General features: G+C 55.9%; 17 protein-coding genes. 16 read left to right on the top strand and 1 reads right to left on the bottom strand.

Annotation, left to right across the window (positions count from 1 at the left end; translation table 11 throughout):
* Nucleotides 1-41: 41 nt before the first annotated feature.
* A complete protein-coding gene (locus Q8Q08_01990; protein MDP2652780.1) occupies nt 42-1,442 on the bottom strand; it encodes a hypothetical protein in 1,401 nt (466 codons plus the stop codon).
* A 249-nt stretch (nt 1,443-1,691) separates the two neighbouring features.
* On the opposite strand from Q8Q08_01990, the gene pseB reads away from it, so the two are divergent.
* The 16 genes from pseB to Q8Q08_01910 all read left to right on the top strand — a co-directional run bounded on the left by pseB (nt 1,692) and on the right by Q8Q08_01910 (nt 16,355).
* Nucleotides 1,692-2,777 (top strand): UDP-N-acetylglucosamine 4,6-dehydratase (inverting), encoded by a 1,086-nt coding sequence (gene pseB / locus Q8Q08_01985; protein MDP2652779.1) that lies wholly within the window; start codon nt 1,692-1,694, stop codon nt 2,775-2,777.
* Nucleotides 2,744-3,658, top strand: a complete 915-nt coding sequence (locus tag Q8Q08_01980; protein ID MDP2652778.1) for an SDR family oxidoreductase — start codon at nt 2,744-2,746, stop codon at nt 3,656-3,658. The genes pseB and Q8Q08_01980 overlap by 34 nt, the downstream gene beginning before the upstream one ends.
* 25 nt (nt 3,659-3,683) lie before the next feature.
* A complete protein-coding gene (locus Q8Q08_01975; GenBank protein ID MDP2652777.1) occupies nt 3,684-4,811 on the top strand; it encodes a DegT/DnrJ/EryC1/StrS family aminotransferase in 1,128 nt (375 codons plus the stop codon).
* A 3-nt stretch (nt 4,812-4,814) separates the two neighbouring features.
* A complete protein-coding gene (gene neuB, locus Q8Q08_01970; protein ID MDP2652776.1) occupies nt 4,815-5,873 on the top strand; it encodes an N-acetylneuraminate synthase in 1,059 nt (352 codons plus the stop codon).
* A complete protein-coding gene (locus tag Q8Q08_01965; protein ID MDP2652775.1) occupies nt 5,849-6,529 on the top strand; it encodes an acetyltransferase in 681 nt (226 codons plus the stop codon). Before neuB ends, Q8Q08_01965 begins: the two co-directional genes overlap by 25 nt.
* 1 nt (nt 6,530) lies before the next feature.
* Nucleotides 6,531-7,403: a TIM barrel protein gene (locus Q8Q08_01960; protein ID MDP2652774.1), complete on the top strand. Its 873-nt coding sequence runs from the start codon at nt 6,531-6,533 to the stop codon at nt 7,401-7,403.
* On the top strand, nt 7,400-8,440 hold the full coding sequence (locus Q8Q08_01955; GenBank protein MDP2652773.1) for a class I SAM-dependent methyltransferase: 1,041 nt from the start codon (nt 7,400-7,402) through the stop codon (nt 8,438-8,440). Before Q8Q08_01960 ends, Q8Q08_01955 begins: the two co-directional genes overlap by 4 nt.
* An 11-nt stretch (nt 8,441-8,451) precedes the next feature.
* Entirely contained in the window at nt 8,452-9,489 is a 1,038-nt protein-coding gene (locus tag Q8Q08_01950; protein MDP2652772.1) for a class I SAM-dependent methyltransferase, read from the top strand.
* Between the two features lie 16 nt (nt 9,490-9,505).
* Nucleotides 9,506-10,261: a glycosyltransferase family protein gene (locus Q8Q08_01945; GenBank protein MDP2652771.1), complete on the top strand. Its 756-nt coding sequence runs from the start codon at nt 9,506-9,508 to the stop codon at nt 10,259-10,261.
* Between the two features lie 167 nt (nt 10,262-10,428).
* Entirely contained in the window at nt 10,429-11,409 is a 981-nt protein-coding gene (locus Q8Q08_01940) for an aminotransferase class IV (GenBank protein MDP2652770.1), read from the top strand.
* 126 nt (nt 11,410-11,535) lie between these two features.
* Nucleotides 11,536-12,342, top strand: coding sequence for an SDR family oxidoreductase (locus Q8Q08_01935; GenBank protein MDP2652769.1), 807 nt, complete (start codon nt 11,536-11,538; stop codon nt 12,340-12,342).
* 41 nt (nt 12,343-12,383) lie between these two features.
* A complete protein-coding gene (locus tag Q8Q08_01930) occupies nt 12,384-12,695 on the top strand; it encodes a hypothetical protein (GenBank protein ID MDP2652768.1) in 312 nt (103 codons plus the stop codon).
* Complete coding sequence (locus tag Q8Q08_01925) at nt 12,688-13,392, top strand: SDR family oxidoreductase (GenBank protein MDP2652767.1); 705 nt, start codon at nt 12,688-12,690, stop codon at nt 13,390-13,392. The genes Q8Q08_01930 and Q8Q08_01925 overlap by 8 nt, the downstream gene beginning before the upstream one ends.
* A gap of 25 nt (nt 13,393-13,417) precedes the next feature.
* Nucleotides 13,418-14,431: a ketoacyl-ACP synthase III gene (locus Q8Q08_01920; protein ID MDP2652766.1), complete on the top strand. Its 1,014-nt coding sequence runs from the start codon at nt 13,418-13,420 to the stop codon at nt 14,429-14,431.
* A gap of 22 nt (nt 14,432-14,453) precedes the next feature.
* Nucleotides 14,454-15,605, top strand: coding sequence for a hypothetical protein (locus Q8Q08_01915; protein MDP2652765.1), 1,152 nt, complete (start codon nt 14,454-14,456; stop codon nt 15,603-15,605).
* A 21-nt stretch (nt 15,606-15,626) separates the two neighbouring features.
* Nucleotides 15,627-16,355, top strand: coding sequence for a TylF/MycF/NovP-related O-methyltransferase (locus tag Q8Q08_01910; protein MDP2652764.1), 729 nt, complete (start codon nt 15,627-15,629; stop codon nt 16,353-16,355).
* Nucleotide 16,356 lies beyond the last annotated feature (1 nt).

Here is a 16,356-nt window from a genome sequence, read left to right as displayed (position 1 = left end):
TGTTGGCAATTAACTTCTTAACAAAGTTAATTGCAGCGGCATTAGCTCCGCCGGTTGAAGCAGCTGTCGATCAAGACGGCGATCAGGACGAGGTAAAGCGGCGCCAGAGGAAGGATGTAGCGGGTGAGCACGAAGAACGGCGCGTGGAAGGCGGCGAAGAACAGGACCATCAGGAGCACCGGATAAATAAGCTCGTTTTCCCCGCCCGGTTCCTGTTTCCGCCGCCCGGTCCAGAGCCGGACGGCCGCGAAAACGATGGCGGCCAGCGTCAGGATCCCCATCAAAAGCCGCAATCCGTTTTTCAGCCAGACTGTATCGAAAAGTTTTTCCAGCCAGACCGGGTATGTCACAAACCCGAGTTTCGTGGTTTCCCAGAAAAGCATCTTCGCCGCTTCCAGAAATCCGAAGAATCCATACTGCAGGGGCGCTTCGCCGGCTTTTCGAACGCTCAACCGCAGCAATTCTTTGTCCAGTGTCCCTCCGGACAGCCCCCGGCTTTCCAGTTCTTTCAGCTTGTTGAATCCGAATTCGTCGGATTTCCCCGCCGACCAGAACCGGCACGCCTCGTCATCCAGAAGCGATTTGCAAAATCCCTCTCCCGGCGCGTAAGCAACGGCCGCCAGCAACAGCTGTTTGTCCATGACCTGTGTGCGCCGGGCCGTGTTGCCGTAAAGCGCCCAGGCCCCGCGGTTGGTCAGGGTGTAATTGCCGTTATGCCGGAGATTGGCGGCCTTGTACAAAGAAAGGCCATTATAGAAAACAAGCAGGGCCGCCGCCGCGAAGACGATCGCGCTGCGCGTCCAGCGGGGATGGGGCCGGAACTGTAAAACGGCGGCGACGAGAAAGCAGGGAGCGATCCCTTCAAAAACCCCTTTGACGAGCGTTGCGAAAAAGAAGAACGCCCCGGATCCCGCCCCGCTGAGGAACACGAGGCCTATCCGCCCGGACCGGCCCGCGACGCGGGCCGCCGCCGTGAGCAGGACAATCGTGAGCACGAACGGATAAACCGCGATTTCGGAGTACATGCTCAGGGCCGAATTGACAAGGGCCGGGGAAAGCCCCAGGTACAGGACCGTCCCGGCGGCGACCAGCAGATGGACTTTCAGCCGTTTGAGGAGCACCAGGGTCATCACCTGCGTCACGAACAGAATGGACAACTGGATCATCGCCAGGACGCGGACGTCCGACATGGCTGTCCCGTTGCTGATGGCCATGGCCAGCGCCACCAGGGCCGGGTAAACCGGCTCCCGGTTCGGGCCGGTGATGAAATATTCTTTCCATCCCTTTTCCTGGATGAGGATTCCCAGAGACTGGTATTCCAGGGAATCCCAGCGGATCTCCATCCGGGAGTTGAAAAGGAGATAAATCCAGTAGGCCAGGGGGAGGAGAAAGCCGGCCAGGATCAGGATGTTGAAATTTTTGATTTTGGGCAGGGAGTTCATGACAAGGGCGTAGTTTTCCCTACATTATATGAAATTTCAGTTGAAAACAACAGTTTGTTTGGAAAAGGGCGGGGCGAGGCGGGGCGGGGCAATGGGGCCTGATCCCCGGAGGCTTTTCCCCCGGGTAAAAACGGTCTTTTTAGTCCTTGACAGGGTATCGGCGGGCTTATAATATTAACGTTATCTTTATTCTATTTATCCCGAAGGGGGATCGTTGATCCCCCCATTCCTTTTAAGAGGTTCTGCCCCATGCTGAACGGCAAATCCATCCTCATTACCGGAGGCACCGGATCATTCGGAAAGAAGATGATCCAGGCGGTCCTGTCCCACTACAAACCCAAACAGCTTATCATTTTCAGCCGCGATGAACTCAAGCAGTTCGAGATGGCCCAGAAGTGGAGCCCAACCAAACACCCCTGCCTCAAATACGTTCTGGGAGACGTCCGCGACCGCGAGCGGTTGCTCCGCGTTTTTGACGGCGTCGATTATGTGATCCACTCCGCGGCCCTCAAGCAGGTCCCCACGGCCGAGCGCAACCCGGAAGAATATATTAAAACCAACGTCCTGGGCGCGATGAACGTCATCGACGCCGCTCTGCACAACAAGGTCCCCAAGGTCGTGGCCCTTTCGACGGACAAGGCCTGCAACCCGATCAATCTCTACGGCGCGACCAAGCTTTGCTCAGACAAACTTTTCGTGGCCGCGAACAACATCTACAGCAAACCCGGCGGGACCCAGTTTCTGGTCGTGCGTTACGGCAATGTCCTGGGCAGCCGCGGCTCGGTCGTGCCGTTTTTCAAGGAGATGGCCCGCACCGGCGTTTTGCCGATCACGGACGAGCGCATGACGCGGTTCTGGATCACGCTTGACCAGGCGGTGCATTTCGTCATCCGCTGCCTGGAACGGGCCCAGGGCGGGGAAATTTTTGTCCCGCGGATCCCGTCCATGCGGATCATGGACCTGGCCAGGGCGATCTGCCCCAACTGCCGGCTGGAGGTCAAGGGCATCCGTCCCGGCGAAAAGCTCCACGAGATCCTGATCAGTGAGGACGAGGCCCGCAGCACGGTCCGGTTCAAGGAATGCTATGTGGTCCAGTCCGACGCCCGCCTGCTCGCCGGCCTTTTGAAAGGCCATGCCAACGGCGGCGGGGAACTGTGCGCGGAAGGGTTCAAATACACGTCGGACGCCAATACCGACTGGCTGACAGCCGCGGAGCTCAAGGTCCTGACCGAGAAAATTTCCGAAGATTATTCCATTGAGAAATCCCGCTGGTCGATGGACGACATCCCGCACGAGAAGGTATGGGGCAAGCAAAAAACAAAACGAAAGTCCTGATCACAGGCGTCAGCGGGCTTCTGGGAAACAGCCTGGCCAGGGCCTGGAAAGACACGTGCGAAATCCTCGGGATTTATTGCGAGCATCCCTGGCACCTCCCCGGGATTGAAACCCGGAAACTCGATCTATTGCAGGAATCCGCCGTCCGGAAGGCCATCGCGGAATTTCAGCCGCAGGTCCTGGTGCATACCGCGGCCCTGACGAATGTGGACGTGTGCGAGGAGCAGCCGCAAAAGGCCTTTGACGCCAACGTCCGCGTCACGCAAATCCTTGTGGGCGCGATCGGCGCGCTGCCGGCGCGGTTGGTCCATCTTTCAACGGACCTGGTCTTTGACGGGGCCAAGGGGCGGTACAAAGAGAATGACCCGGTCGCGCCGCTGAACGTTTACGCCCGGACCAAGCTTGAGGCGGAAGGGGCGGCGTTGAAAAACAGCCGGGCCCTGGTCGCCCGGACAAATATTTTCGGATGGAACGTCCAGAACAAACGCAGCCTGGCGGAGTGGGTCATCGATGAGTTGTCCCACAAGCGCCGGATCAAGGGTTTCACGGACGCTGTTTTTTCTTCGATCTACACCATGGACCTGGCCGACCTGTTACGCGCCGCGTGGGAGCGGGAGTTGACAGGCGTTTATCACGTGGCCAGTTCCACCGCGATGAATAAATATGATTTTGCCTGCCGGGTCGCGGACCTGTTCGGACTGGATAAAAGTTTGATCGAGCCGTCCCGGGTCGGCGATTTCGCGTTCAAGGCCAAACGGGCCAAGGACCTGTCCCTGGACACCTCAAAGCTGGCCCGGGCCCTGGGCCGGCCGGTCCCGACGATGGAAGAGTCTCTGCAAAGGTTCCGGAAAGACGCCGAACAACGGCTTCGCGCCGGGTAGGACCTATACCGAAGGAAAGGAAAATATGGAAGTCCCGTGGTCAAAAATGTATTTTGACGATGACGAAATGAAAAACGTCGTTGAGGTCATCAAATCGCGCTGGGTGGGCACAGGCCCCAAGGTCAAGGAGTTTGAGGCCCGCATGGCCCAATACGTCGGCGTCAAGCACGCGATCGCCACCAGCAACGGCACCGCGGCCCTGGATGTCGCTTTCAAGTGCCTCGAGATCCAGCCGGGCGACGAGATCATCATCCCCGCTTTGACTTACATTGCCACGGCGCACGCTGTCTGCTATCAGGGCGCCGTTCCGGTTTTTGCCGACATCGACCCGCGCACGTTCACCATCGACCCCGCCGACATCGAGCGGAAGATCACCAGGAAGACCCGTTGCATCATCCCTGTGGATTACGCGGGGCAGGGGCCGGATTACGACCGGGTCCTGGCCATCGCGCGCAAGCACAAGCTTTTTGTCGTCGAGGACGGAGCTCCGGGGCTGTGCGGGGAATACAAGGGCAAGAAGCTCTGTTCCTTCGGGGACCTGGCGATCACCAGTTTTCACATCGCCAAGATCTTCACCACGGTCGAGGGCGGGATGGTGTTCACGAACAGCGATGAATACGACCGCAGGGCCAGGATCATCCGCTGGCAGGGGGAGGACCCCGACCATAAATATATCCATCCTCTTCTGGGGTTCAACCACCGGATGACGGACCTCAATGCCGCGATCGGCCTGGCCCAGACCACGGCCGAGCGCATCAAGAACGTCCTGGCCAGCCGCAAGCAGGGCGCGGACTATTATTTTTCCAGACTGCGGGGCGTCCCGAACATCACCCTGCCGCATGTCGCCCCTGACGTGACTCATCCCTGGTTTTTGTTCCCGGTCCTGGTCCCGAACCGTGACAAGGTCCAGGCTATGCTCCTGGAGAAGGGGATCCGGGTCAACGTCTCCTGGCCGCTGGCGGTCTATCAGCAGGAGCCGTATAAAAAATTTAAACGCGAAGCCTGCCCGGTCGCCGAGCGGGTCACCCGGGAGGTCATGTGCCTTCCTCTGTTTTATCAGATCAGCCGGGAAGAGCAGGATTACGTGATCGAGCATCTTCAGGCCGTTCTCGAAAAATGCTCCGGAATGAAGAAGCAAAAGGTTGCCAAGTAATTTATGTTTAAATCCAGTGTCAAAATCGCGGACCGGCGGATCGCTTCCGATCAGCCGGTCTTTATCATTGCCGAGGCCGGGGTCAACCACAACGGCGACCTCGGTCTGGCCAAGAAACTCGTCGACGCAGCCAAGAAGGCAGGCGCCGACGCGGTGAAATTTCAGACGTTCAAGGCCGAGAACCTCAACACCCGCAAGGCCCCCAAGTCCACCTATCACGTTGAAACCACCGGCAAGGCCGGTTCCTGGTTCGATCTTTTGAAGAGTCAGGAGCTCGACCGCACCCAGCACGAGGCGATCATCCGCCATTGCCGGAAGGCCGGCATACTGTTCCTTTCAACGCCGTATGACGAGGAAAGCGCGGACTTGCTGGACGACCTGGACGTGCCGGCGTTCAAGGTGGCCTCAACCGACGCCAATAATATTCCTTTTTTGAAATATCTGGCTTCGAAAAAGCGCCCGGTCCTGCTGTCCACGGCCATGTGCACGATGGAGGAAGTGGGCGCCAGCGTCCGGGCGGTCGCGAAGGCCGGCTGCCGGGAACTTGTGCTTTTCCATTGCACGGCGAATTACCCGACGGCCCCGGAGAACGTGAACCTGCGGGCCATGAAGGACCTGGAAAAATTTGGCGTTCCGGTCGGGTATTCCGACCATACGATGGCAACGGTCACGGCGGCGGTTGCCGTGGCGCTGGGCGCCAGGGCGTATGAAAAGCACCTGACTTTGGACAAAAATTTGCCCGGGCCCGACCATCGCGCGTCGGCAACCCCGGAAGAGTTCGGCGAAATCGTCCGGACCATCCGCGGCGCGGAGAAGGTCCTCGGCGACGGCCGCAAGCGTCCTCTGGCCTGCGAGTCGGAAAACAGGAAGAAACTGCGCAAGAGCGTTGTGGCCCTGTCCGACCTGCCCGCCGGAAGCTTTTTGACGCGGGCCACGATCGGGGTCAAGCGGCCCGGCACAGGGCTTGAGCCCAAACATTTTGAAGCGTTGCTGGGGAAGAAAATAAAAAAACCTTTAAAACAGGACGACCTGATCACATGGCAAAATCTCTCATCCAAATAACGCCGCGGTTTTCAAAGAAAATCCTTCGGACGGTGATCTTCGGCGCCGGCGGATACGCGGGCGAAGTCCTGCCGTTGCTGCAGAAGCGCAAGGACCTGAATATCTGCCTTTTTGTGGACGTCAGCCCGATCCAGCCGGCCATCGCGGGGATCCCGGTCATCGCCGAGAAGATTTTCTGGGAGAATTTTTCTTTAAAGGATTATGACGCGGCGGTGGTGACGCTGGGCGACCTTTTTCAGCGGGAAAAAGTGTTCCTCAAGGCCGAGAAGGCCGGCCTGAACATGATCTCGCATGCCGATCCCTCTGCGGTTGTCCCGGCCGGGACGTCCATCGGCGCCGGGACCGTGATCTATCCTTTGGCCTGCGTGCAGACCGGCGTGACGCTGGGCAAGGGCGTGCTCCTTAACGCGGGCTGTACCATCGGGCATGATACCCAGATCGAAAATTTTGTGACGGTCAATCCCGGGGCCAATGTGGCCGGCAACGTTGTTCTGAAGAAGGGGAGTTATGTCGGGATCGGCGCGAACATCATCGAAAAGCTGACGATCGGCAAGAACGCCGTCATCGGCGCCGGGGCCGCGGTCATCAACAACATCCCGGACAATGTCGTGGCCGTCGGCGTCCCGGCCAAAGTGGTCAAAAAGAGGGGCCTTTGAGATGCCCGCGTTTGTTTCCACGTCTGTTTTTCCGGACGGGATCCAGGCGTCCGAAGCGGTCCGGCAGATGGTGTCCTGGGGGATCAGGAACATTGAACTCGGGTCCACGCACCGCGCCGAGGACAGGCTGAAAGAAAAACTCCTCCGGTTCCCGTTCACGGCGATCACTCACAATTTTTTCCCTCCCCGGAACAGCCGGTTGGTCCTGAATCTTGCATCGCCGGACGCAAGAATCCGAAAAGCCACGCTGTTATTCATGAAGAAGGCGGTGGATTTCGCGGCCGGCATCAACGTCAAAATTTACACGGTCCACCCCGGGTTTCTCGCAGACCCGGTGGGGGAGGGGAGGACCAAGGGGAGCTACGATTTCCGTTTCCCGAAAACCGGCGTGAAACGCCTATCCGCGGATTACGAAAAATGTTTCGGCCATTTTCTCGCCGGGATCCGGGAGCTGGAATCCCACAGCCGGGGCAAAGGCGTCAGGATCGCCGTCGAGACCCAGGGGTCGGTGGAGAAAAAGGACTATGTCTTGATGGCCAGGCCGGAAGAGCTGGCCCGTTTTTTTGAGGCAATCCCGTCCCCGGTCATCGGTATCAACCTGAACCTGGGGCATGCGGCGCTCGCGGCCAAGGCCTGGGGATTTAACCGTCGGAATTTCATCGAAGCGGTGAAGGCCCGGGTCCTGGCGGTGGAGGTGACGCACAACAACGGCCGGACAGACGAGCACCGGCCGCTGCGCGCGGACGGATGGTATATGAATGTTCTGAAAGACAGATTTTTTGCGTCTGTCCCGGTCATTTTTGAAGGGCGCAACGTTAACCGGGGCCAGGCGATCGCGTCGTACCGGTTGCTGCAGGGGGTTTGCGGGTCATGAAGAAAACCACGGCCAAAAAGAAATTGTCCAGAAAAGTAATTGAACGCTTTTCCAAGCCCATGGACATGCGCAAGCTCAACCGTTCCACGGACTGGCGCGTGAGCGCCGCGACCCGCCGGGCGCAGGACGCGCGGCGTTTCAGCGCGGAAACGGTGGAAGTCCCGTGCCCGGTCTGCAAGTCCTTGCCTCACCGCCCTCTGGCCGAGGTTTACGGGTTCCGTTACGTGACCTGCGATACCTGCACGCATGTGTATGTCAAGAATGTGCCTGTGCCGGAGCGGCTCAAGGCGTTCTATGAAGGGGCCCTCGAAGGCGTGGCCATGCGGCCGTCGGAGGACCTGGTCCAGAAAGACCTTTACCTGACGAGGGTCAAGGATATCTCCATCCCGAAGGTCGAGTACGTCACGAAATGCCTGGGGAAAAAGGGGCGGTGGGTGGACATCGGCTGCGGTTCCGGCGAGTTGTTGTATGCCGCGCGCAAGCGGGGGTGGGAAACGACCGGCTATGAGATCGACCCGGACGAGATCTATGTGGCCAAGGACGTTTTTAAGCTGGACGTCCGGCGTGGATACCTGGACAGGGCCAACGCCGCGAAGATGCTCGAAGGCGCGTCGGTGGTCTCGTTTTTCAGTGTCCTGGAGCACGTGGCCGACCCTGTCGCCCTGGTCCGGCTGGCCGGCGAATTTGCCCCGAAGAACGCGGCCCTGGTCCTGGAACTGCCGCATCACCCGTCGGTGAGCGCCCTGACCAACATGGCGTTTCCAAATCTGGTGGCCCGCCACATGTTGCCGCCGAACCATTTGAGTTTGTTCACGGATGCGTCCGTGCGCCACATGCTCAGGCAGGCCGGCTTTTCGCCATCGCATGTCTGGTATTACGGACAGGATTTTTACGAGCTGATCGGCACCGTGAGCGCGCTCGCCGGGTTCCGGGACGAAGAGGCCCTGAACAAATTGCTGGACGCGGCCGGCGAATTCCAGAAAACCATCGACGCGCGCAAACTGAGCGACGAAGTGATCGTGATCGCCCGGCGTTAAAGGAGCGGCAGGTGCTGCGGCAAGATCTGGTGCTTTTCCGGAATGACAGGAAACCCTATCTTTTGCTGACCCCCGGGCAGGAAGCGGTCCGGCAGATGGTGTTGCGGAAGATCAGGGACGGGATCTATTCCTTTGTCCCGAGGTCGTGTCTCTGCGGATCGGGAGAGAACCAGGCGGTTTTGATCTCCGAGAAAGACCGCTATGGGATTTTTCAGCGGATCGTGATGTGCACGAATTGCAGTCTTATCTATAGCGTTTTTCAGATGGATGCGAGCTCCTCCAAACGATTTTATGAGGAGGTCTATCGAAAGCTGTACGACCCGGACGGTTGGACCGCCAGCCAAGCATTTCAGAAGCAGTATCAGCGCGGCTGTGAAATTCAAAAATTGGCGAAGCCGTATTTCCCCCCGGGCAAGCGGCTTCATGTCCTGGACATCGGTTGCAATGCCGGGGGATTTCTGAAGCCGTTCGCGGACAAGGGAGACGATGTCTGCGGGATTGATCTGGATGACAGGTATTTTGCGTTTGGAGAATCTCAGGGAGTCGGCAATCTTTTCAAGAGTTCCCTGGCAGAGTTGATGCCGCAGCAGAAGTCATTTGATTTGATTCTCGACTCTCACGTCCTTGAGCATACGGACGATCCCGTCGCGGAGTTGAGAAGGATCAAAGCGCTGCTGAGCGACGGCGGTTTTGTTTACCTCGAAGTGCCGGATTTTGATCCTGCAGTCAAGGCCGATCTTCTGGCGGAGATCGAGAACGCGCACAATTGGTATTTTGACGAATTTTATTTGATGCAGATGCTGGCTTCAATGGGATTCCAGGTTATGGAGGTGCGCAAGCCGTTCCACCTTGGGATCCTGGCCCGCAAGGGTCCGAGGGATGTCCCGGAGACAGCTCTCTACCGAGGACCTTTCCCGGAACGCTGCCGGATAAAGATCGAGGCATTGCGCAGGATCTCCCTGAGAAATCGGTGGTATATGCCGGTACAAGGGGTTCTGCGTTTTATAAGGAAAACGAAAAGGGTCGTCATCCCGGCCCTGACCTGCTGAACCGTTGGAGCGTCGTATGAGTTTCCCGAATATCGTGGCTGTCATCCAGGCCCGGATGGGCTCCAGCCGTCTGCCCCAAAAATCCATGATGCCGCTGGCGGGCAGGCCGCTGGTGGACCACGTCATGGAGCGGGCGAAGAAGGCCGGGTCCCTGTCGCAGGTGGTCATGGCGATCCCGGTGACCGTGGACAACGACCCGATCGCCGAGCGGGCGAGGGCTCTGGGGGTGGAGGTCTTCCGCGGCAGTGAGAACGACCTCGTGGACCGGTATTACCAGGCGGCCAGGACCCACCAGGCGGATGTCGTGGTCCGCATGTGCGCGGACAACCCGCTCATCCATCCGGAGGAGGTGGATCGGATCGTGGGCGCGTTCTTGAAGAGCGATTACGACTTCATGTCCAACGTCGGGCCGGTGATGGGCAACAATTATCCGGACGGGCTGGGCGCGGAGGTGTTCCGTTTCTCCTGCCTGGAGTGGATACACTCCAACATCAAGGACCCCCGCGGCCGCGAGCACGTCCATGAGAATTTTTACGGCCACCCGGACCGTTTCCGGCTGGGCACGGTCCCCTGCCCGGAGGAGTTCGCGTTTCCCGACATTGTGCTGGATATTAATACCAAAGAGGAATATGATTTTATAGCGAAACTTTTTAACGATTTGTCCGGGGAAGACCGGTTGATCACCATTTTCGACATCATCCCCTGGTACCGGGAGCATGAACATTTGCTGCCGCCGACGTATGCGCGGCACAGGGATTCTTTGAAAAAATAATCGAGAAAGGCGGCGGCTGGGGTATGCCGGGCTCAAACAGTCCTCGCGCCTCAGCTTTTTCTAAAGTAAAAATTTAGGAAAGCTTCGGGCTGCGCCTGCCTGCAGGCAGGCAGGGAACTCGCGCGGCACACCCCAGCCACCGCCTTTATCAATCAAAGGACAGAACTATGAAAAACGGCAAGCTGCAACGGTATATCGCCTACGTGGACGGCCAATTCGTCGACCACAAGGAAGCGAAGATCTCGATCTACGACTCGGCCTTGATGTTCGGGGATATGGTCTTTGAGATGCTCCGCACGTTCAACCACAAGCATTTCATGCTCGATGAGCATCTGGAGCGGCTTTACGCCTCCATGCGTTACGTCAAGATCCCGTTCCCAATGTCTATCGAGAAGATGAAAGAGCTCTACAACGAGACCATGGAGCGCAACAAGGACCTTTTTGACGAGAAGGAAGAGCTCCGCCCCCTGATCAACGTGTCCCGCGGCATCCTGCCGATCTACCATGACGTGGACGGCCATTCCCTGCGTCCGAACCTGATCATCGCGGTGTTCCCTCTGCGCTGGACCATCGGCGCCACGTACCCCAATTATATCAACGGCATCAGCATGTATGCCGCGAGCCAGAGGGCGATCCCGGCGGACCTGCTGGAGCCCAAGGTGAAGAACCGCAGCCGCCTGCATTACCAGATGGCGAACCTGGAAATGCGGGAGATCGGGCCGCACGCCTGGGCGCTTCTGCTGGACACGGACGGCTTTTTGGCCGAGGGCACGGGTTCGAACCTGTTCCTGGTCAAGAACGGCAAGCTTCTGACTCCCGAGGGCCGCAACGTCCTGCGCGGCATCACCCGCGATTACGTGATGCAGTTGGCCAAAGAGCTGGGAATCCCCTGCGAGGAGAAAAACTTGAATCTTTACGATATGTACCAGGCCGATGAGGCCTTTGTCACCAGCACGCCGTATTGCATCGTCCCGGTCACCAGCGTCAACAGTGTTGCCATCGGGACCGGAAAGCCGGGCCCCGTGGTCAAAAAATTGCTCGACCAATGGAGCCAGAAGGTCGGCGTGGACATCGTCGGACAGGTGAAATATTTCTTTGAAACCGGCACGCAGTCTTCCTCGAACCCGTTTGTGGAGTTAAAACGCTAATGACGGCTTGACTTGCGGAACGGCAGTGAACGCAAGTCAATGCCGGAATTAGTCCCGGCGTCTTGCCGAGCTGTAGCGAGGCAGCCGGGAATAATGCGACGGAGTTATTCATTCGTCATTTTTACTATGCATAGTTCACTTTTCGATCTTCGTAACAAAACGATTCTTTGCACCGGCGCCAACGGGTGGCTGGCGGGGGGGATGCTGGAGGGGCTGGCGTCCCACGGCGCCCGGCTGATCCTTTTGGACAGCAATCCCGGCGTGGAAAAGACGGCCGCCTCTTTGAATAAGAAATTCAAGGTCCCGGCTGCCGGCATCGCCGTGGACATGTTCGACCGGGGGGAGTATCTCCGGACCTTGCAGGGCATCGCCAAAGAAGCGCGGGTGGACGCGGTGATCAACAACGCCTTCAGTTTCGGTTCGTCCAACGTCGAGACAGGCCGCGAAGGGGATTGGGAATCCTTGTCCGACCTCCAGTGGCAGACGGCCTTTGAGTCCGGAGTCCTGTGGGCCGTGCAGACCATCAAGCCGTTTTTGCCGTCCATGAGAAAAAAGCGCGGCGGCTCCATCATCAATATTTGTTCGATGTATTCCCTGATCGCGCCCAATCCGAAAATGTACCAGGGCCCATGGAAAAAATATTTGAGCCAGCCGACCTACACCGCGGTGAAGACCGGCCTTTTGGGGCTGACCCGTTACTGGGCGTCGTTCCTGGCCCCGCACGGCATCCGCGCCAACGCCATCGCGCCCGGCGCGTTTTCCAAGCCGGCCACGGCCCCGGCCTTTGTCAAAAAATTGCGGGACGTGATCCCCATGGGCCGCATCGGAAAGCCGCAGGATTTGGCCGGCGCGGCTGTCTTCTTGGCATCGGACGCGTCGTCCTACATGACCGGCCAGTGCCTGACCGTGGACGGCGGCTGGACGGTCAGGTAAAGATTTCACTATTTTATTAATTTCTTAAAGAGGAGTTTTTGATGGTTGCAAAAAATGAAGTCATTCAAATTATCTATTCTGCGATTGATGAAATTAACAAGGATTTACCCGAAAGAGATCGCCTGGTAAAGTCGCCTCAGACCGTTTTGCTGGGAAGTGAAGGCAGGTTGGATTCGTTAGGGTTCATCAATTTTATTGTAGCCTCCGAGAAGAAAATAAGGGAGAAATGGGGGGTAGCCGTTACCCTGGCTACCCAGGAAGCGATGTCCTTAGAGCACAGCCCTTTTCAGACCGTTGAGAAGTTGTCCGAATATATTATCGCGTTGAAACCAGGAGCGCGGGAAGATGCCTGAGCAAAAGGTTATGGCCATCACTGGAACCAGCCGGGGACTTGGACGATATCTGGCCGAATACTATACCCGGGAAGGTTTTCAGGTCATTGGGTGCAGCCGCCATCCTTCTGATTTTAAAGACAAGCATTACCGGCATTTTTGTCTGGATATTTCCGATGAGGGAAAAGTTAAAGCGATGTTCATGGACATGGACAAACAATTCAATCGTTTGGATGTCCTGATCAATAACGCGGCAGTACACGTGGTGAATTACGCTTTGCTCACGCCCTTGAAAACCGTACAGGAAACTTTAAATATTAACGTCGGCGGTGCATTCGTATGCTGTTGTGAAGCGGTGAAATTGATGAAACGAAACGCTTTTGGAAGAATCATTAATTTCTCATCGATAGCCGTGCCGATGGGGGGCGAAGGCAGCTCTGTTTATAGTGCCTCTAAATCCGCCTTGGAACAGTTGTCGCGGGTTCTGGCCCGTGAGGTCGGCCCTTATGGTATTACCGTGAACACCCTGGGGTTGTCGATCGTCGAAGAGACGGGGATGAAGAATAATTTAAGCGAAAAAGTCATAGCCGGTGTCCTTGGCCAGACTATCCTTAAGAAGAAATTGTCGCCTCAGGATGTGGCGGATATCATCGACCTTGTGATATCGGAGAAAAGTACGCAGATCACCGGGCAAACGGTTTATCTGGGTGGGATTTGAGCGGCCTTCCTTGAGGGGATTTAAAATGAACGCGGGAATTCAGGATATTTTTTATCATTTGCCAGAGCGGGCCGTGGACAACCAGGCCTTGCAGCAAGAAAATCCCTCGTGGGACATGTCCCGGTTAGAAAAGCGAATCGGCGTCAAGAAAAGGTATATCGCCCAGGAGATGGAAACCGCTCTCGATTTGGCCACTCAAGCCTGCAATAAACTTCTCACCCAGCATCCCCAGCTCTACAAGAGAATAGATGGAATCATTTTTTGTACGCAAAGTGGAGATTATATTATGCCCCCCAATGCTTGCATCCTCCATAACCGTTTGAATCTTCCAGATCATGTCTTCGCCTTCGATTTTAATCTGGCATGCTCGGGGTATATCTACGGACTTTTTCTCGCGCGAGGCCTGATCCGATCAGGCAGCGCAGAAAATATCCTCCTCATCAATGCCGATACGTATTCTAAATATATCCATCCGCAGGACCGTTCGGCCAGGATGCTTTTTGGGGATGGGGCGGCCGTTTCTTGGATAACAGTTTCCAAAGCATCAATGGGTAATATAAGAGATATCCTGTGTTATACATCAGGAGCTCAGCATGATAAATTTATCATTCCGGCGGGAGGATGCCGGCTGCCTAAAAATAAAGTTACCGCTGCCCCTATAACCGATAAGAGCGGGAATGTCCGCACCCTGGAGAATATCCATATGGACGGCCTTGAGATTGTCAGCTTTGTGAATTCCAAGGTTCCGGCGCAAATTCAGGAAATTTTGGCACGAAACGATCTTGGTGTTGCCCAAATTGATCTTTTTATTTTTCATCAGGCAAGCCGTTTGGTTTTGGACTATCTCAAAGAAGCCTTGAACATCCCTAAGGAGAAGATGCATGAGAATCTTGAGGAGATCGGAAATACGGTTTCCGCTTCCATCCCTATTGCGTTGAAGGAAGCCTTTCGGCAGGGGAAAATTCGAAAAGGCGAAAAAGTCCTTATCTCGGGTTTTGGCGTCGGGTTATCTTGGGCAACGGCTATCCTCGAGTTTTGACGGTATTTTTATAAGTCTCCATATGAATGACAACATGCAAATTAAAGCGTACCAGCGCGAAAATTTTGACAAGTTACGGGTGTTCATCGACCAAAACGTAGAACGGGATCATTTATTCGCACGCGATGAGCGTTATCTCTCGTGGCAGTTCGACTCGGCACGTTCTCCCCGTAGTATTTTTAAAAATCCTGCGCTCCTCCTTGCCTGGGAAGGCCCCCGGATTGTGGGGATGATTGGGCTGATATCCTGTGCCCTCAATATTCAAGGGAAGGTATTTCCTGCCGTTTGGATATCTACCTGGTTTTGTTTACCGGAAGCCAAAATAAATGGAGCTGGGCTGAATCTTTTTCTGAAGGTCCATCAGTTGGGATATGAGGCGGTTTGTGTCTTGGGGATGTCGGAGCTGGCAAAAGGGATTTACAAGGCCTTTCATTACGAGATGATGGAGGATGTCCCTCGGTGGATTAAAGTGATGGATTTCGAGAAAACGGTAGGACTCCTTGAGGAGGTTTTGCCGCAGTATTCTTCGGGAGCAATCAAAATATTCTGCAAAAATTATTTTAATCAGGACAAGGGAGCTGTGAAGGACAAGGCGGACATCGTGGTTGCTCCTTTTGCCGGTCCGTTCACTCGAGATTGGGATGAAAGCTGGCGTGAAAATTTTGCCCCGGGATTAATATCCACAAATCGAGACGCCGCTTATTTGAACTGGCGATATGTCCAGCATCCGTATTTTTCTTATATTGCAATTGTTGCCAGAGCAAAAGAAAACCGGAGGATTCTCGGATTGGCCGTTTATCGCATAGAGATTATCCATGGGAGGGAGGACAAAATTCTCAGGATTATGGAATTCCTTTCTTTGCCGGAGTGTGCTCAACAATTGACCAGCGCCATCATCAGAGACGCTGAGAAACATGGGGTATTGTTTATTGATTTTTATTGTTCAAATCATAAGGTCGGGAAGTCCTTGGAATCCGGTGGGTTTAAGTATTTTTTATGCCAGGAGAGGGCCCTGTTTTTCCCGACGCGCTTTCAGCCGTTGGAAAATGCATATTTTAAGACCACGGCCGCCATCTGGACATCTAAATTTTTAAAAAATAAATATGGTCACCTGTTCACCGAAGAGGCATTGTATATTACAAAATCAGACAGTGATCGAGATAGGCCGAATTGAACCTGCAGAGGAGGGATTTTTATGGGGTATGTCGAAGGGATCAGCCAGTGGAGCCAGAGTGAGAAAGAATTTAACCGTTTGCGGGGACAGATCCTTTCGCAAAAAGCGGCAGATTACATCGACGACTTCCCTGTGACCGCCCGGCGTCAAAGCATCTGCCGGATGCTGGCGCGCATCAAGCTTTTCGAGAAGGTTATGGACGTCAAGGGCGCTGTCATCGAGTGCGGTGTCCACCGGGGCGCCGGGCTGATGCTGTTCTATCATCTTTCCAGCCTCTGGGAGCCGTATGCCATCAACCGCCGGATTTACGGGTTCGACACGTTCAACGGTTTCCCGAAAAGTTCTCCCGAAGACCCGCTCAAGGTCCATGAGGGAACTCTGTCCTCCAGCAATTACGCGGTCCTGCGCGAGATGATCCCTTTGCATGACATGAACCGCCCGCTGTCCCATATGCCAAAGGCGGAGCTCATCAAGGGCGACGCGACGGTGACCATTCCCGAATTCGTCAAAAAGCATCCGGAGCTCATCGTGTCCCTGCTCTATCTGGACTTCGACTTGTATGAGCCGACCAAAACCGCTTTGCGCCATTTTCTTCCCCTGGTTCCCAAAGGCGGCGTCGTGGCTTTTGACGAGCTCAATGCCCCCAAATGGGCGGGAGAGACGCAGGCGTTCAAGGAATTCTTCAACGTGAACAAGGTGGAGTTGAAAAAGTTCCCGTTTGATCCCTATATTGCCTATTCCGTGGTCTAAG

The sequence above is a fragment of the Candidatus Omnitrophota bacterium genome (genome assembly GCA_030688425.1).
GTDB lineage: Bacteria > Omnitrophota > Gorgyraeia > Zapsychrales > JANLHA01 > JAUYIB01.
This window is presented reverse-complemented; position numbering and strand designations above follow the sequence as displayed.